Origin of the sequence: Corynebacterium oculi, from assembly GCF_001412105.1 — a bacterium.
Classification (GTDB): domain Bacteria; phylum Actinomycetota; class Actinomycetes; order Mycobacteriales; family Mycobacteriaceae; genus Corynebacterium; species Corynebacterium oculi.
The window spans coordinates 355,044-370,582 of record NZ_LKST01000002.1; the positions used below are offsets into that span (position 1 = coordinate 355,044).

Annotated in this window: 18 protein-coding genes; 1 reads left to right on the forward strand and 17 read right to left on the reverse strand. The window is 66.4% G+C overall.

Annotated features, from left to right (window positions below; genetic code table 11):
- Nucleotides 1-4: 4 nt before the first annotated feature.
- The 8 genes from rfbB to hemL all read right to left on the reverse strand — a co-directional run bounded on the left by rfbB (nucleotide 5) and on the right by hemL (nucleotide 7,875).
- Nucleotides 5-1,018, reverse strand: a complete 1,014-nt coding sequence (gene rfbB, locus Cocul_RS05700; protein ID WP_055122320.1) for a dTDP-glucose 4,6-dehydratase — start codon at nucleotides 1,016-1,018, stop codon at nucleotides 5-7.
- A gap of 97 nt (nucleotides 1,019-1,115) precedes the next feature.
- Nucleotides 1,116-1,364, reverse strand: a complete 249-nt coding sequence (locus tag Cocul_RS05705) for a helix-turn-helix domain-containing protein (RefSeq protein WP_055122652.1) — start codon at nucleotides 1,362-1,364, stop codon at nucleotides 1,116-1,118.
- A gap of 332 nt (nucleotides 1,365-1,696) precedes the next feature.
- On the reverse strand, nucleotides 1,697-2,692 hold the full coding sequence (gene ccsB / locus Cocul_RS05710; protein ID WP_055122321.1) for a c-type cytochrome biogenesis protein CcsB: 996 nt from the start codon (nucleotides 2,690-2,692) through the stop codon (nucleotides 1,697-1,699).
- Between the two features lie 60 nt (nucleotides 2,693-2,752).
- Nucleotides 2,753-4,372 (reverse strand): cytochrome c biogenesis protein ResB, encoded by a 1,620-nt coding sequence (locus Cocul_RS05715; protein WP_055122322.1) that lies wholly within the window; start codon nucleotides 4,370-4,372, stop codon nucleotides 2,753-2,755.
- A gap of 30 nt (nucleotides 4,373-4,402) precedes the next feature.
- Nucleotides 4,403-5,188, reverse strand: a complete 786-nt coding sequence (locus tag Cocul_RS05720) for a cytochrome c biogenesis CcdA family protein (protein ID WP_055122323.1) — start codon at nucleotides 5,186-5,188, stop codon at nucleotides 4,403-4,405.
- Nucleotides 5,189-5,192: 4 nt separating this feature from the next.
- Nucleotides 5,193-5,807 carry a TlpA disulfide reductase family protein gene (locus tag Cocul_RS05725; RefSeq protein ID WP_055122324.1) on the reverse strand — a complete coding sequence of 205 codons (615 nt, stop codon included), beginning with the start codon at nucleotides 5,805-5,807 and terminating at the stop codon, nucleotides 5,193-5,195.
- 9 nt (nucleotides 5,808-5,816) lie between these two features.
- Nucleotides 5,817-6,425, reverse strand: a complete 609-nt coding sequence (locus Cocul_RS05730; RefSeq protein ID WP_055122325.1) for a histidine phosphatase family protein — start codon at nucleotides 6,423-6,425, stop codon at nucleotides 5,817-5,819.
- Between the two features lie 109 nt (nucleotides 6,426-6,534).
- The gene (gene hemL, locus Cocul_RS05735; protein WP_055122326.1) at nucleotides 6,535-7,875 is read right to left on the reverse strand and encodes a glutamate-1-semialdehyde 2,1-aminomutase; all 1,341 of its coding nucleotides are present in this window, start codon (nucleotides 7,873-7,875) and stop codon (nucleotides 6,535-6,537) included.
- Nucleotides 7,876-7,940: 65 nt separating this feature from the next.
- Between hemL and Cocul_RS05740 the strand changes: the two genes are divergently transcribed.
- Complete coding sequence (locus Cocul_RS05740) at nucleotides 7,941-8,390, forward strand: DUF2283 domain-containing protein (protein WP_055122327.1); 450 nt, start codon at nucleotides 7,941-7,943, stop codon at nucleotides 8,388-8,390.
- A 324-nt stretch (nucleotides 8,391-8,714) separates the two neighbouring features.
- Here the strand turns inward: Cocul_RS05740 and Cocul_RS05745 are convergent, their stop codons facing one another.
- The 9 genes from Cocul_RS05745 to ureE all read right to left on the reverse strand — a co-directional run bounded on the left by Cocul_RS05745 (nucleotide 8,715) and on the right by ureE (nucleotide 15,530).
- Nucleotides 8,715-9,044: an AlbA family DNA-binding domain-containing protein gene (locus tag Cocul_RS05745; RefSeq protein WP_082422191.1), complete on the reverse strand. Its 330-nt coding sequence runs from the start codon at nucleotides 9,042-9,044 to the stop codon at nucleotides 8,715-8,717.
- A 106-nt stretch (nucleotides 9,045-9,150) separates the two neighbouring features.
- Complete coding sequence (locus tag Cocul_RS05750; protein WP_055122329.1) at nucleotides 9,151-9,903, reverse strand: ABC transporter ATP-binding protein; 753 nt, start codon at nucleotides 9,901-9,903, stop codon at nucleotides 9,151-9,153.
- A complete protein-coding gene (locus Cocul_RS05755) occupies nucleotides 9,900-10,916 on the reverse strand; it encodes an ABC transporter substrate-binding protein (RefSeq protein ID WP_055122330.1) in 1,017 nt (338 codons plus the stop codon). The genes Cocul_RS05750 and Cocul_RS05755 overlap by 4 nt, the downstream gene beginning before the upstream one ends.
- Before the next feature lie 15 nt (nucleotides 10,917-10,931).
- Nucleotides 10,932-11,963 carry a FecCD family ABC transporter permease gene (locus Cocul_RS05760; protein WP_055122331.1) on the reverse strand — a complete coding sequence of 344 codons (1,032 nt, stop codon included), beginning with the start codon at nucleotides 11,961-11,963 and terminating at the stop codon, nucleotides 10,932-10,934.
- Entirely contained in the window at nucleotides 11,953-12,888 is a 936-nt protein-coding gene (locus tag Cocul_RS05765; protein ID WP_055122332.1) for an urea transporter, read from the reverse strand. The genes Cocul_RS05760 and Cocul_RS05765 overlap by 11 nt, the downstream gene beginning before the upstream one ends.
- The gene (locus Cocul_RS05770; protein WP_055122333.1) at nucleotides 12,885-13,745 is read right to left on the reverse strand and encodes an urease accessory protein UreD; all 861 of its coding nucleotides are present in this window, start codon (nucleotides 13,743-13,745) and stop codon (nucleotides 12,885-12,887) included. The genes Cocul_RS05765 and Cocul_RS05770 overlap by 4 nt, the downstream gene beginning before the upstream one ends.
- Entirely contained in the window at nucleotides 13,746-14,372 is a 627-nt protein-coding gene (gene ureG, locus Cocul_RS05775) for an urease accessory protein UreG (protein ID WP_055122334.1), read from the reverse strand.
- A 19-nt stretch (nucleotides 14,373-14,391) separates the two neighbouring features.
- Nucleotides 14,392-15,075, reverse strand: a complete 684-nt coding sequence (locus Cocul_RS05780) for an urease accessory protein UreF (RefSeq protein ID WP_055122335.1) — start codon at nucleotides 15,073-15,075, stop codon at nucleotides 14,392-14,394.
- Nucleotides 15,075-15,530, reverse strand: coding sequence for an urease accessory protein UreE (ureE, locus tag Cocul_RS05785; RefSeq protein WP_055122336.1), 456 nt, complete (start codon nucleotides 15,528-15,530; stop codon nucleotides 15,075-15,077). Before ureE ends, Cocul_RS05780 begins: the two co-directional genes overlap by 1 nt.
- Between the last annotated feature and the right edge of the window lie 9 nt (nucleotides 15,531-15,539).

The window sequence follows — 15,539 nt, forward strand, 5'->3', positions numbered from 1 at the left end:
CATTCTAATGCGGGAACTGCCGCTCGCCGCGCCGGTAAGCGCTTTCCGACGCCGCGAAGGCCTCCCGCCACCACTGCGGGTTCTCCCGGTACCACTCCACCGTCTCCCTCAGCCCCCGAGGGAAATCCGCGTGTGCGGGCTCCCAGCCCAGCGCCCGGGTGGAGGAGGGATCTATCGCGTACCGACGATCATGCCCCGGCCTGTCCGTGACGTGCAGGAAATCATCGGGATCCCGGCCGAAGATCCGATTCAACTCGCGCACCACCTCCATGTTGCTGCGCTCCCCATCCGCGCCGATCAGGTAGGTCTCGCCGGGGGTGCCGCGCTCGATGATGGCCCACACGGCGTCGTTGTGGTCGTCCACGTGAATCCAATCGCGCACGTTGCGGCCGGTGCCGTACACGCGGGGCGGCTCTCCTGCCAGGAGGTTGAGGATCTGCCGGGGAATGAACTTCTCCGGGTGCTGGCGCGGCCCATAATTATTGGAGCAATTGGAGATGGTGGCCTCCAGCCCAAAACTACGCACCCAGGCGCGCACCAGGTGATCGCTGGCGGCCTTGGAGGCCGAGTAGGGACTAGACGGGCGGTACGGGCTATCCGGCCGGAAACGCGCGGGATCGTCCAGGGCAAGATCACCAAAAACCTCGTCCGTGGAAACGTGGTGGAAGCGCACCCCGTGCCGAGCCGCCGCCGCCAACAGCACCGCCGTGCCCTCCACGTTGGTGCGCACGAAATCTAACGGGGAACGCAGGGAGCGATCGTTATGGGATTCGGCCGCAAAGTGCACCACCAGATCGGCCTGTTCCACGAGGTCATTCACGGTGTTCTCATCCGTGATGGAAGCCTCTACTAAGCGCAGGCGCTGCGCTTCCCGCTCGGCCGAGCCCGCCAGGCTGCCGGGGTTGGCAGCGTACGTCATCGAGTCCAGCACCGTGAGGGTGTGCTCGGTGCGCTCCAAGGTGCGCAACACGAAGTTAGAACCGATGAAACCGGCCCCGCCGGTGACCAGAATGTTCATAAGAGCCAGGCTAACAAGCGATGCCGCGCACGATCATGCGTACCGCCGCCGCGACGGACACGGACGACGGCCACAGACGGTGGACCTAGACTAGGCCTTAGGCTCCTTCGACGAACTTCATCGCGAGCTGCAACTCCCTCGCCACGGCCACGACCTTTTCCCATCGAACGCCCGAGGCCCCGTGCTCGATGGCGTGCAGCGTAGAACGCGATACCCCCGCGCCGTCGGCCACGTCCTGCTGAAGGCGGCCAAGCTGACGCCTCCGCTCGGCCAACTGCGTGCCCAGCTCCAGTAGCTCCGGCACATCCCCTGCCGGCTTGCCGGTTTTCCGCCGAGGTAACGCCATAGCCTTCACCCACCTCTTCCATGCCCTAAGCATTTTTCTTTTACAGCGAGACATTACACCGATAAGCGCGCCTCGCGCCAACTTCTTACCCCTCTTCCCCCATCTATACCAAAAAGAGGGCGGAGCGAAGCCCCATTTTCAGACACCCCACCCTCCCAGGTGAAATGTATGAAATTATGGCCCTAACCGGGCGTTGGACCACGCTCTCACACATAGACCACAGAGTCCCCCAGAAACGGACAAAACGGTATATTCCCCCATAAAAAGACGGAGGTTGCTACCCGCAACTCTCCGCAATTTTTGCCATAATTCCCGCCCCAATATGAGGCGATTTAATTCAAACCGGCATAAGAGTGAAGACCAGAGACTACCAGATTAATAAAGAAGAGATTGAACACCATCGTGCCCATCGCCAGGATATTCACCCAGGCCGCCCCGACCTTCCAGCCAGCCGTGGCCCGAGCGTGCAGGTACGCGGCATAGAGAATCCAGGAGATAAAGGAGAACGTCTCCTTGGGGTCCCAGCCCCAAAAACGCGTCCAGGCGTCCTCCGCCCAAATCGCGCCAAATATAATGCCCATGCCCAAAATCGGCAGCGTAAACACGGCCAACTTATAGGCAATAGAATCCAGTTTCTCCGCCGAGGGCAGCGGAGCCGCCATCGCGCCAAAGAACCTCGCCACGCCCTCCGTGGACTCCTCGCCCGGAGCCTGCCACACCCGCAGCAGGTACAGCAGGGAAAACACGCCGGAGACGATGCCGATGGAGGCGCCCGTGGACACCGTGGTCACGTGAACCGGCAGCCAATAGGATTGCAGGGCGGGCACCACCGGGGCGGAATCCGCGTAGAGCTTGGTGGCACCGACGAACATCAGCACCAGCAGGGGCGTCAAAATCCACGGCCACACCACCTGCTGCCCACGGCGCTGCACCACCGCGGCTGCCACCGTGAGGGTGATGCAGGAGACCACCAGCACGTACTCGTAGAGATTGCCCAGGGGAAAACGTCCAGCGGACAACCCGCGCGTGACGGCGGAAATCACATGGAGAATGATGCCCGTCCACACCAACGCCTGGGTGGCCCCGGCCCACTTGGCCGCGCTGGCCTCGCGCTCCTTGAGGCTCGGGCCCTGGGCCTCCTCCGCCGGTACTTCCTCCAGGACGGAACCCGCCGCCACCGCCACGGGCTGCTCCACTCTGCGCAGACGAATGATCGCCTGCATCTTCACGTAATAAAACAGGGAGGCCACCAGGGCCACCGAGTACACCAGAAACGCGGCCTGGAACGTATTATCCGACAGGCCCGCCAGGCTGGTATTCACAGACATTTTTGGCTTCTTCCTCCACAAACGTGTACTGACAGCAGACGCTACCAGACCCGCCGCAGCCTATTCCTCTTCTTCATCGTCCTCCGGCAGGCCCAGCACACGGCGGCGCAACACCTCAAACTCCGCGCCCCACCCAGCGCGATCCGTGCGCGCCAGCCCGGCCATCTCCACCAGGGTGCCACCCCCCGATGCCGGGGAGAGACGCACCCACACGCGGCGACGCTTCACCATCAGCGAGGCCACCAAAGAGCCGAGCATGGTGACGGCAGACACCAGCACCCAGACCTCGGTGGGATCGGAGGCCACCACGTAGTTGGCGTACTCGTTGGCCCCCTCGAAGGTCACCACGGTGCCATCATCGAGGGTCACGGACTGGCCCTGGGTGAGGTTCACGCGATCAATCTTTTGCAGCTGTCCCGCGTGGATCAAGGTGGGGTCCAGGGTAAAGATGTTCTGCCCCACGCCGGTATCAAGGCCGTTATCTCCCCGGTAGACGTCGATGGCCACGGCCGGATCGCGCATGGTGGGGAACGAGGAGGTCAACAGCTCTCCGTTCTCCCCCGACCACTGCGCGGTGGGGGCAAATAACCCCTGAATAGCCAGCTGGTTCTGGCGGCGCTCGTAGAGATCCGGGTACATGCCCGCCGGTGGGTCAAAGCGCATGGCCCCGGAGGAGAGGAAGAAGGTGGGATCATCCGGGCGCCATTGCAGGGTCTGCGTGCGCTGCTCCCCGTTGGGCCAGGTGACGGTGAAGGTGGGGGCAAAACCGTGGCCCTGGAGGTACAGGCGATCCCCGGACATGCGCAGCGGGTGATTCACCTTGAGCTCGTAGTCCTCCCAGGTGGCCGGATCCTTGGTGATGTCCTCCCCTTCCGCATAGGAGATATTCGAGCTAAACATCTCCGCCTGGCCGCTGGGGAGGTAATCCGCCGTGAAGTCATGAGCGTGGAAGCAGAAGGGATTGAGGCCCGTGCCGTCGAAAAGCGGCCCCGCGCGGAAGGAATCAAAGTTCGCGGGGGAGGTATTGCAAAACTCCGTGGACTGGTTGAGCGCCAGGGAATCGTTCGAGCCAGACTCCGTGACCACAATGACGTGCCCCTCGTAATACACCAGCCTGCCCAGGCCCACGGTGACCAGCAGCGCCACCAGGGAAAGGTGAAACACCAGGTTAAAAAACTCGTGGGCGTACCCACGCTCGGCGGAAAAGGCACTCTTTCCGGCGCGATCCTCCTGCGGGGTGTACTCCGCCACCCGCCACCGGGAGAACCGCTCCCGCACCACGGATTCCACCTCTGCCATCTCGCGCGCGTCCACGTCCGAGCTGTGATGCGGCATTCGTTCCAGGCGCTTGGGCGGGCGCACCGGGGGCGTGCGCATGGCCTTGTAATGCTCCCAGCTGCGCGGAATGATGCAGCCCACGAGCGAGATCATCAAGAGCACGTAGATGGCGGTGAACCAGGTGGAACTGAACACGTCAAAGAGTTGCAGGCGATCATAAAACTGCGCCAGCCGGCCGTTTTCCGCCAGGTACTCCTCCACGTTGGCCAGGCTGAGATTGCGCTGCGGCAAAAGCGCACCGGGAATGGCCGCCACGGCCAGGAGGAACAGCAGCACCAGGGCCGTGCGCATGCTGGTGAGCCAGTTCCAGGCTCGCCGCAGATACCTCGCCGCGTGCTTCATCGTATGCCTTCCTCCTTCGCTCGTGGGGCCTTATACCAGCGTGGCGCCGTATTCCACGGTCCACTGGCGCACCCAGGTAATGAACTCCGCCCACAGGCCCGTGACCAGCGCCAGGCCGATGAGCACCATGAGCACCCCGCCGAAAATCTGCATCCCCCTGGTGTGCCGCCGCAACCAACCGACTCCGCGCAGCGCCGCGCCGGAACCCAGGGCCAACAAGATAAAGGGTAGTCCCAGCCCCAGGCAGTAGCCGATGATGAGCACCACTCCACGCACGGCCGTCATGCCCTCGGTGCCCACGGACACCGAGATGATCGCCGTCAGCGTGGGCCCCAGGCAGGGCGTCCAGCCCAGCGCAAAGACCCCGCCCAGCAGGGGCGCCCCCAGCCAGGTGGTCCACCGCTGCGGGGCCATGCGGGTATCGCGTTGCAGGCCCGGCACCAGGCCCATAAACACCATGCCCATGAGGATGGTGACCACTCCGCCGATACGCATGAGCATTTCCGCCTGCACCGCCAGCGTGCCGATCACCCCAAACACCGTCACCGTGGCCAGCAGAAACACCACGGTGAAACCCAGCACAAAGAGCACCGCGGCGAGCACCACCGCCCACTGACGGCGCTTGCCCACCTGCGGGCCGTGTTCCCCCTCGTAGTTCATCTCCCCACCCACGGTGCCCGTGAGATAGGAAAGATACCCCGGAACCAGGGGCACCACGCAGGGGGAGGCAAAGGAAACTAGCCCGGCAAGGGCGGCCGCCAGCACGCCCAGAACAACGGGGCCGGAGGCGGCGAGCTCGGCAAGATATTCTCCCACGGTGCTACTCCTGGGCGATGCGCGTCACGACGTCGATAAGCTCTCCGGCCGTGATCGCCCGCAGGAATACCGCAGCGGGGCGATGCTGACGATCCAACACGATAGTGGTGGGAACCACGCTGGCCGGAACCCCACCGAGCGCGGCGGCGGTGCGGAAGGGAGGATCGTACAAAGAGGGGTAGGTCACGCCATTGTCCTTAACAAAGTCCTGGGCGATCTGCCGGTTATAATCCCGCACGTTAATGCCCAGCACCGTGGCCCCCAGCGGAGTGATGGCCTCCTGGGTTTCCTCCAGGTCATCCACCTCGGAGCGGCATGGCGCGCACCACTGCCCCCAGGAATTGAGCACCACCACCTGATCCTTAAAATCGGAGAGCGCCACCGTGGTGCCCTCCTCCATGAGGGAATCACCCGAGAAATCCTGCACCGGCTGGCGCTCCTCCGGCTCATAAAAAATCTCCGTAGCCCCGCCGGGGGAATAGAAGGAAAAAGAGCCCTCTCCCTGGTTCACGGCGTTTTGCCCGGCAGTTTGATCCGCGCTGCACGCCGCCATGCCCGCGGCTCCCGCCACCAGCACGGCGGCAAGAACCCGCTTTCCATATTGTCCCTTGGCCCTCATCGCTACGGCCTATATCTCTCGGGCCGGCTCGCTGTAGCGGTGCTCCACCAACTGATCGTCCTGGAAGATCAGGGATGTCACGGAGGCCAGATCGGAGCGGCGCGTGGCCGGGTTATGCGCCAGGGGCTTATTGGCGGCCCACCGCTGCACCATCACGATGGGCAGCTGGTGGCTCACCAGGATCGCCTCGTGGCCCTCCGCCACCACCCTGGCGCGCTCGATCGCGCCCTGCATGCGCTCCAGGATCGCCTCGTAGTGCTCCCCCCAGCTCGGCAAGCTGGGATTGACCATGAGCGGCCAGCGCACCGGGTTCCACAGCTGCGAGCGCCACCCCTTCGTACGCAGGCCCTCAAAGCGGTTTCCCGCCTCGATCAGGGCCTCATCGGTGCGAATCTCGCAGCCGGTGACCTCCTTGATGGGGGCGGAGGTCTCCTGCACCCGCTCCATCGGGGAGGCCGCAAGGTAGACCACGTCATGCTCCTCAAAGGCGCGCGCGGTGCGCGCCGCCTGGCTCTGGCCCCGGGAGGAAAGGTGATAGCCGGGCAACCGGCCATAAAGAATCTTGGCGGGGTTATACACCTCGCCGTGGCGTACCAGGTGGACAATGGTGGTGCTCATGGGTCACTTTCTCTCGCGGAGTGCGGGCTTGTGCGTGACGGCGCGTGGTTCTTAGCGGTTCTCGGGTCTAGCTCTCAGCGCACAGGCAGGGCCAGTGCCATACCGGGCCTTACCGATCGGCGTTCCCCGCCGTGGCGGCGGAAGCGGCCGCAGCGGCCTTCGCCGCAGGAACCAAAGCGCGCTCGATCCGCTCAAAATCATCGTCGCTGAGCGCGCTGGACACAAACCACGTCTCAAAAACGCTCGGCGGGGCATACACCCCGGCGTCCAGCAGCGCGTGGAAAAAGGCCGGATAGCGGAAGGTCTCCGCCGCCTGCATGTCCTGGAAGTTACGTCCCTCACCCTCCGCGAAGCGCACGGAGAGCATAGAGGAGGCACGCTGAATATGGTGCGCCACGCCCTCCCGATCCAACGCCTCGTGCAGCAGGGCGGCCAGACGGTTGGCGTGCGATCCCACCGCGTCATAGACCTCCTCCGTGGCCGCACGCAGCGAGGCCAATCCCGCCGCCACCGCCACGGGATTCCCCGAGAGGGTACCCGCCTGATACACCGGGCCCAGCGGGGCCAGGTGCTCCATCACGTCGCGCCGCCCGCCGAAGGCCGCCGCAGGCAACCCCCCGGAGACTACCTTGCCAAAGGTCACCAGATCACCCGCCACCCGATCCACCCCGTACCAGCCGTTATAGGAGGTGCGGAAGCCGGTCATCACCTCGTCGAGGATCAGCAGGGCCCCGTCGGCGTGGGCGATCTCCTTAAGCGCGGCGTTGAATCCCTCCTGCGGGGCCACCGTGCCCATGTTGCCCGCCGCCGCCTCCGCGATGATCGCCGCGATCTGGCCGGGGTGCTGGGCAAAGGCACGGCGCACCGCCTCCAGGTCGTTATAGGGAACCACGATGGTATCCGCGGCCGCCGCACCCGTGACCCCCGGCGAATCCGGCAGGCCCAGGGTGGCCACGCCCGATCCCGCCGAGGCCAGCAGCGCATCCACGTGCCCGTGGTAGCACCCCTCGAACTTCAGGATCTTCGCCCGGCCGGTGAACCCGCGCGCCAACCGCACCGCCGACATCGTGGCCTCCGTGCCGGAGTTCACCAGGCGCACCTGCTCGGCGGCGGTACGCTCCACGATCACCTGGGCCAACTCCGCCTCGGCTATCGACGGCGCGCCGAACGACAAACCGTTCAGCGTGGCCTCGCGCACGGCCTCCACGATGGAGGGCAGCGCGTTCCCCATCAGCATGGGCCCCCAGGAACACACCAGATCGACGTACTCGTTTCCGTCCACGTCGATCAGGCACGAGCCCTTGGCCTCCCGAATGAAGCGAGCCTGGCCCCCCACTGAGCCAAAGGCGCGCACCGGGGAGTTCACGCCCCCGGAGATCAGCCGCGAGGCGCGCTCCATCCAGCGCGCGGATTCCTGGGTACGAGCAGAGGTAGCAGGCAGATCAGTCATGGGGCCATTGTAGAGGGAGGGCGGGACACAGGGCCGCGGGTGCGTGTTCGAATACCCTTTCCCTCATGCACCTGCGCTACGACGCCGCCACGGACACCGCCTTGCTCTCCCTTTCTTCGGCAGCAGCGTCCACCACCGCCGACATGACGGTGCGTTGTCACGTCGATTCCCACGGACGCATCCTTGCCGTTGAGATTCCCCACGCCTCACAACTGCTTCCGGCAAAGAACCATCGTGTAAAGCTGACCACGGGGCGACGGGGCATGTGGACGCTCACCAACACCAGCGGCGAGATCCTGCACGAGGTGGTGGTGCGCTGCCCCGACACATGCGATGAGCAGGGGAGGACATTCGAGGCCGCCTGGGAGGGAATACCACCCGGAGCCAGCCGGGAGTTCCCCGCGCCCCGAGTAAGGGGAAATACCGCAGAATCGCTACCCCATGCCGAGGTGGCATACCTGTTACAGCCACGATGGGAGCACCACTTGGAAAAGATGGCCTGGGAGCAGGAATAACGCTGCCCTAGCCCCTCCCGGTGGTGCGGCCATCTCCACCACCTGGCGGAGGCACGCACCCGACGGGGTAGCGCCTTCGACTGTTAGGGAGGAGGTGAGATGAAAGAAACCGCCGCTGGAGTGGCGACTCCATGCGACGGTTCCTGAGGCGGCTGAGTATCAACGTGATCGCTCGCTTAATCACAGAAGCGATCATGAGGCCGCTCAGCTAGTCTCACAAGAACCCTCACTTACTCTTCACCGGGTGGTGAGGGTTCTCGCCGTTTGCGACAGTCAAGGTGGGCTGTCGATGCACCAGAATAGCCATTGCCAGGGCAGCAGACATCAAGGTTTGATACGCCGATAGCGGGTGGAGCGGTTCCCCTGGCCGCCATCACGCACCACATACCCCGCCTCCATGTTGCGTGCCTGGCTCAGAAGGCCCTGGACCATCTCTGGGGGCTCGGATACCCCCACGGCCTCAAAATTTGTGCGCTGATCCACTCCCAGGAACACCGTTCCCCCCTGGGGCATATTGGCAAAGGCGCAGATGGTCTCCGGCAGATTCTCCGGCAATCCCCCAGCTGCCGCCTTGGCCTCGATAAGGGTGAAATCATCACCCCAATCCCGCATATCAGCCAATGCTCGCGCCACATCCTCGCTCGTCCACCTCATAAAGTTGCAGTCTAGACCGCAACACTGCAAAACCACACTGCAACTTTTTGTAGTGTGCCCCTACCACCCCACCCAGGGCACCGTAAAACACCAGTTCACACCGAAATTACAACTCAAAGAGCAACTGCACCGCCCCGCCTGCCGCCACGCGGTGCACCCGCAGACCGTAAATCTCCCCGATCACCCCTGGTTCCAGCACCTCCTCCGGTGCGCCTTGCGCCACCACCTCTCGACGGCTCAAAAGCACCAGGCGATCGCAGTACCGCGCCGCCAGGTTGAGGTCGTGCAGGCTGACCACCACGGTGGCCGGGTTGCGGCGGATCAGCGCCAGCACTTCGTGCTGGTAGCGCACGTCGAGGTGGTTGGTGGGCTCGTCGAAAAGCAGGTGCGGAGCCTGCGCGGCCAGGGCGCGGGCGATGCTCACGCGCTGCCGCTCGCCCCCGGAGAGTTCCGCCAGGCGGCGCCGCGCCTGCCCGGCCAGGCCCACCTCGCTCAGGGCGTCGGCGGCGAGGCGTTCGTCGTCGGCGCCGGGGCGCTGGAAGTCCCCCAGGTGCGGGGCGCGCCCGAGCAGAACCACCTCCGCGGCGCTGAGTCCCAGTGCGGGTTCGGCCTCCTGGGCCACCGTGGCTATGCGACGGGCGCGCTCCCTGGGGCGCAGATCGGGCAACGCCAGGCCGTCCACCGTCGCCTCCCCGGCGGTCGCGCTCAGCGAGCCGCCGAGCAGGCCGAGCAGGGTGCTCTTGCCGCTGCCGTTGGGGCCGATGATGCCGAGCACCTCGCCATCGTGGGTTTCTAGGGAGACGTCGCGCAGCACCGGGCGCGCGCCGTAGGAAAACCGCAGGCCTCGCGCCCGGATCACGGATGAAACCTCGCCACGATCTTTTCCAGGCCGTCTACGGTCTGCGGTGTGCCGGGTTCGGTGTAGTTCATCAGCTGCACCATCACGTTGCCCTCGCGCACGGCGGTGAGTTGATCGGCACCAGGGAGGGATTCAAGCGCCTGGCGCACGCGCTGCGGATCACCCTCGGTGTAGAGCAAGACGATGGCGTCCGGGTCGCGACGGATGAGTTCCTCCACGTTGATTTCCGCGATGCGCTCGCTCATGTCCGCAAAGACGTTGTTCAGCCCGGCGGCCTCCAGTTGCGGCGTGGCCATGGAGCGCGCACCGTAGGCAAAGGTGGCCCCGCCGCCCACCGTGGGATAGAGCACGGCCGCGGTGGTGGGTTTATCCGGCCGGTGATCCTCCTGGGCCGCGGCGGTGGCGGTAGCCACTCGCTCGCGCAGGGATCGGTTCACCTCCTCTGCCTTGCCCGGAACCCCGTATATCTTCCCGTACAGGTTCACCTGCCCGTAGACGTCCTCCATGCTGGCCGGGGTGGTGCGGGAGTGGCAGAAGATCGGCTCGATGACCTCCGGGATTCCGGCGCGGTCGAGCGATTCCCGATCCACGTTATCCAGGTGCCCAAATACCGCGTCCGCGCCCTGGGCCAGCACCACGTCCTTGGACAGTTGAATGTGGCCGGTGCCGTCCACCTGGTCGGTAAGGGAGTGCATGGCGGCCAGCTGGGCGTTAGCCTCCGTTGAGTAGTACTCCTCCGGGTAGGCCCCCGCCCGCGCGGTCACGCTGCCCAGCACCCCCAGGGCACTCAGCGTGGATACCGGGGCGCTATCGAGCAGTAGCGCGTTATGCGGGGCTTGGTCAAAGGTGACGTCCTGGCCGCAGTTGTGCACCGTCACCGGGTACCCCTCGGTACCTGGTGCCTGCGCGGTGTTTTCGGCGGTGTCCTGGGCGGAACACGCGCTCAGTCCCAGCAGCACGGCACCGAGTCCTGAGGCGAGCACCGTCCGGGAGGCGGTCTTGCGATGAAGCATCGTTATTCTCCTTATTTAGTAGGCTGCGCGACCCTTGCGGATCACGCTCCATAAAAAGGGCGCGCCGATCAACGCCGTCATCACGCCCACGGGTATCTCCCTGGGCGAAAGCACGGTGCGCGCCGCGATATCCGCGCCCACCACCAGCACCGCGCCCATCAGCGCGGAAATGGGAATCACGTGCCGGTGCGCCGCCCCCACCGCCCGGCGCGCCAGGTGCGGAACCACCAGGCCCACGAAGCCGATGCTTCCCGACGCCGCCACCAGCACCCCCACGCAGGCGGCCACCAGCACCAGCAGGCAGGCGCGCACGCGCTGCGGGGTGTAGCCCACGGCGTGTGCGGTGGCGTCGCCAATAGCGAGGGCGTCGAGCTGCCGGGCCTGAAGCGTCAGCAGCACCACGGTCACGGCGGTGACGGACACCGCCACGAGCAGCGGGGAGTTCCACTGCGCCAGCCCCAGCGAGCCAAGCAGCCAGAACATCACCGAGCGGGTGCCCTCGGTGTTGCCCACGGCCATGATGAGAAAGCTGGTCACTGCGGAGAGCGCGTAGCCCACCGCCACCCCGGAGAGCACCAGGCGCAGGGCCGTGAGCCTGCCCGCGGCGCGCGCGGTGAGATACACCATGAGCCCGGCGGCGAGCGCCCCGAGGAAGGCCATCACCTGAAGGGCGTGCTCAAGCCAGCCCGCGCCCAGGCCCAGCAGGATCGCCAGCGCCGCGCCGCAGGAGGCCCCGGAGCTGATGCCGAGGAGGTGGGGATCGGCAAGTTCGTTGCGCACCATCGCCTGCAAGGCCGCGCCGCAGGCCCCCAGGCCCGCCCCCACCGCCAGGCCCAGGATCACCCTGGGCAGGCGCACCTGCTCCACGATGGTGGCGTGAATACCGGCGTCCTGGCCGGTGATAAGCCCGTAGAGGGCGGCGGGAGGGAGCGTCACCGACCCCAGGAGAAGCCCCAGGATCGCCACCGCTACCAGCAGGAGTGCCAGGAGCAGCGCCCAGAATCGGGCGCGGCGGTGGGCGGCACCAAGCCCTAACTCATCGGCCATAGCGCAATCCTTCCACGGCCAAGGCCACCCAGGTAGAGAGCACGAAGGGCCACGTGAGTACGGGCCACCCCGCCCACAGGAACGCGGCCTGGATCAGCAGGGCAAACGCCACGGCGGCGATGACCGGAATCACGCGGTGACGCCAGCCACCCGCCCCCTCATCCGGCTCCCCGGCAAACGTGGCTCCCAGGGCTATTCCCACCAAGGCCGCGCAGTAACTCCACGCCCCGCCGGCAAAGTCCGCCACGGGGATCAAGAACAGTACCGGCAGGGTCAGCACCGCGGCCCCCACGCCCCAGGCGGCGGCCCTGGGAGCGGCGCTAGCCAGGGCCGCCAAGATCGACAGCCCCGCGAGCCACCCGGAGCCCAGGCTCACCTGGGCAAAGGCCGCCGGAATGCCCAGGAACGCGCAGCCGGGAGCCACGCATGGCACCGGGGTGCCCGCCTGCGGCGGGAGCAACACCACCAGCGCTGTACCCACCAGGCAGAACGGGGCGGTGAGTACGGGCAGCGCCGCGTTGCCTGAACCCAGGTTGCCGGGGAACCGCCCAAGGGAACGTTCCAGCAGCGCGTGCACGGACACCCCACCGAGCACGCCCAGGAGGCTCCAGCCCAGGGCCGCCACGCTCCACCCGCAGCGGCTCATCACCAGCGCACCGATGAGCGCCCCGTTATAGCCCAGGAGCCCGGCGCGGGCCTGCGGGGAGAGCTGGGCGTCGATAAGCGTTACCGAGGGCGCCGCGCCGCCCCACCGCCGGCGTACCCGGGAAAACACGAGGAAGCAGCCGATGCCCAGCGCCGCTCCCCCCAGGGCACCGGCCGCTAGCGCTGGGGAGACCAGCGCCAGGGCCAGGGCGATCACCAGTCCCGCCCGCCAGGAAGCCACGAGGTAGATCTGGGACAGGGAGGCAAGCAGGCTGGTCACTGGTATTTCCTCATCTCTATCGGCCCTTGGCCGCGCAGGCGGGCGCGCAGGAGCGCCGCCAGCGCCAGGTGTAGGTCGCGGATGGCCCCGGTGCTGTGGGCCAGGGAGCGCACCACAAAGCCCGTGGGTAACCCCGGGGCCTCCACCAGGCGGCTGATCCCGCTGCGCGTGTGCCCCTCAGCGTAGACCAGCGCGGCAATCTCCGCCATGACCTCGGCGTTCAAGCCCCGGTCCGCCGCCATGAGGGTGCCCGCGTGGGTGTAACCCTCCATGTGTCCCAGGCCGGTCACCCCCTCGCCGGGGAGAAGCCGCAGGTGATCCACGGCCAGTCTGCGCCCCGCGCACCGCACCTCGGTGCGCAGGCTGAGTTCGCGCCACCCGAACGTGGAGCCGTCCGGCGCCCAGCCCGGCGTCACGATGTCCGTCAGCAGCAGGGAGGAGCCGGGGTGCATGGTCACCATCATGCGCTGGCGATACCGCCCCTCGCGGTACACGATCAACTGATCCGGCACGTATTCCAACACCGCTCCCTCCGCCAGGCACACCCGCATGTCCTGGGTGGCCGGGCCCTGGGGGCTGCGGTAGACCTTGGTGGCGGATTGGCCGCTGAGCAGTAATGACGCCCCCTGCGCCACCCGCACCCCCAGGCGGTAGGAATCCCCACCGAGGAATCCCCCGCCGGGGTTGAGCACGGTGTACATGGCCTGGCCGGAATCATCAAGGTAATGCGGGCGCAGCACGCTCAGGGCCCCGCGATGATACTGGTGGGTGGCCACGCTGCGCGGCTGAGCGCCGGGGCCCGGGCGCAGGGCCACGCCCAGATCGAGTTCCCCGGTGTATTCCTCCGTCCCCACCATCTACCGCAGATCCAGCATGAGAACGTCGTGCTTGATCCACTCAATCACGGTGTCAAGGCCCTCGTCGGTGCGCAGATTGGTCAGGGCAAAGGGCTTATCGCGGCGAAACTCGCGGGCATCGGCCACCATCACGTCCAGGTTCGCGCCCACGTAGGGGGCGAGGTCCGTCTTGTTGATGAGGAAGAGATCAGACTTAATCATGCCCTGGCCCGCCTTGCGCGGAATCTTCTCCCCCTGGGCCACGTCGATGATGTAAATGGAAAAGTCCACCAGTTCCGGGGAAAAGGTGGCGGAGAGGTTATCCCCGCCGGACTCGATGAAGATCAGATCCAGATCCGGGAACTTCTCCTGCAACTCCCGCACGGCCGCCTCGTTCATGGAGGGGTCCTCGCGGATCGCGGTGTGGGGGCAGCCTCCGGTCTCGATGCCCACGATGCGCTCCGGCTCCAGCACGCTGTTGCGGGCCAGGATCTTGGCGTCCTCGATGGTGTAAATATCGTTGGTCACCGCCGCCATGGAGAGTTCCCCGGCCAGGGCGCGGGTGAGCCTTTCCACCAGTTGCGTCTTTCCCGCCCCCACGGGGCCGCCGACGCCGATGCGCACGGGACTCTTCTGTGTTTCTGCCATCTTTCTTGTGCTCCTTTTATTAGCTCATAAACATGCGGGCGCGCTGCACCTCGTGGTTCATCTGGGTAATCTCCAGCCCCGGCGGCATGGCCCCGATGTCCTCGCGGCCGTATCCGGCCGAGGCGGCCGTGGCGCCTTCCACCCACGGCCGCGCCCGCGCGATGATCCGCTGCCCGGCGTCCTGGCCCAGGGGTATCCCGCGCACGGCGTTTTGGGTCAGGGAGATCACCGTGGCGTGCAGGTGGGCCGCCACGGCCTCCTCCTCCGGGATTCCCAGCTGGCGGCAGGCCAACCCCCAGGCCACGGACTGATGCCCGTAGGCCTTCCCCTCCCGCACCGCCCGGGCATAGGGGCTCAACCAGGGCCCGGGGTCCGCCTGCTCCGCGATGCTCAGCAGGCGAACCCCCATGGTGATCCCGGCGCGGCGCACCTCGGCGGGCAGCGCGGCGGCGGTGGCGAGGTCATCGAGGTCACGCACCTCCTGTCCGTTTTCCGCCCGGTAGGCCTCGCGCACGATCACGGCCTCGGTGGAGGCCAGCTGGGCGCGCACGAACATCTCCAGCCAGGCGGCGAACTCCTCCGGCCCGGTGAGCAAGCCCGCGTCCATGTATCCCTCGAACCCGAGCGAGTGGCTAAAGGCCCCGGTGGGGAGGGCGGAGTCCGCCAGCTGCATGAGCGCCAGGCGCGCGTGCAGGCTCGCCATCAGTGGGTGTGCTCGGCGTGGCGGAAGGGCGTGGGCATAACTCGTTCCTCACGGCGATAGGGCACACGGCGGTGTTCCAGGAAGTCCACCACCGTGGGATCCCACTGCACCACCATGTTCTCCCCGTCGAACTGCGCGGGCAGGTGCCGGTTGCCCAGGGAGTGCGCCACCACGCCCATCTCCCGGATACCGCGCGGGGCGATCACCAGGACGTCGCTCGGCTGGGCCTTGACGACGATCGCCTGTTCCCCGTCGTTCAGCAGCACGTCGCCGTCGCGCAGGTCGGGGTGGCCCGCGGGCAGGCGCAGGCCCACCTCGGTGCCGTGATCGGTGGTGAGCCGCTGGGTGCGCTTGGTGCGCGCCTGATCGTCGAGCCACACCGTTTCCCGGTGCGCGCCGTGAGGAATCAGGCCGGGCCGATCCCGGAGGTTGCCCGTGATGGAGGTGATAATCATGGCTGCTCC

Excerpts from the sequence above, each read along its gene's own strand:
- rfbB (WP_055122320.1), bottom strand. The coding sequence starts at position 1,018 with ATGAACATTCTGGTCACCGGCGGGGCCGGTTTCATCGGTTCTAACTTC.
- Cocul_RS05705 (WP_055122652.1), bottom strand. The coding sequence starts at position 1,364 with ATGGCGTTACCTCGGCGGAAAACCGGCAAGCCGGCAGGGGATGTGCCG.
- ccsB (WP_055122321.1), bottom strand. The coding sequence starts at position 2,692 with ATGTCTGTGAATACCAGCCTGGCGGGCCTGTCGGATAATACGTTCCAG.
- Cocul_RS05715 (WP_055122322.1), bottom strand. The coding sequence starts at position 4,372 with ATGAAGCACGCGGCGAGGTATCTGCGGCGAGCCTGGAACTGGCTCACC.
- Cocul_RS05725 (WP_055122324.1), bottom strand. The coding sequence starts at position 5,807 with ATGAGGGCCAAGGGACAATATGGAAAGCGGGTTCTTGCCGCCGTGCTG.
- Cocul_RS05730 (WP_055122325.1), bottom strand. The coding sequence starts at position 6,425 with ATGAGCACCACCATTGTCCACCTGGTACGCCACGGCGAGGTGTATAAC.
- hemL (WP_055122326.1), bottom strand. The coding sequence starts at position 7,875 with ATGACTGATCTGCCTGCTACCTCTGCTCGTACCCAGGAATCCGCGCGC.
- Cocul_RS05740 (WP_055122327.1), top strand. The coding sequence starts at position 7,941 with ATGCACCTGCGCTACGACGCCGCCACGGACACCGCCTTGCTCTCCCTT.
- Cocul_RS05745 (WP_082422191.1), bottom strand. The coding sequence starts at position 9,044 with ATGAGGTGGACGAGCGAGGATGTGGCGCGAGCATTGGCTGATATGCGG.
- Cocul_RS05755 (WP_055122330.1), bottom strand. The coding sequence starts at position 10,916 with ATGCTTCATCGCAAGACCGCCTCCCGGACGGTGCTCGCCTCAGGACTC.
- Cocul_RS05760 (WP_055122331.1), bottom strand. The coding sequence starts at position 11,963 with ATGGCCGATGAGTTAGGGCTTGGTGCCGCCCACCGCCGCGCCCGATTC.
- Cocul_RS05770 (WP_055122333.1), bottom strand. The coding sequence starts at position 13,745 with ATGGTGGGGACGGAGGAATACACCGGGGAACTCGATCTGGGCGTGGCC.
- ureG (WP_055122334.1), bottom strand. The coding sequence starts at position 14,372 with ATGGCAGAAACACAGAAGAGTCCCGTGCGCATCGGCGTCGGCGGCCCC.
- Cocul_RS05780 (WP_055122335.1), bottom strand. The coding sequence starts at position 15,075 with ATGGCGAGCCTGCACGCGCGCCTGGCGCTCATGCAGCTGGCGGACTCC.
- ureE (WP_055122336.1), bottom strand. The coding sequence starts at position 15,530 with ATGATTATCACCTCCATCACGGGCAACCTCCGGGATCGGCCCGGCCTG.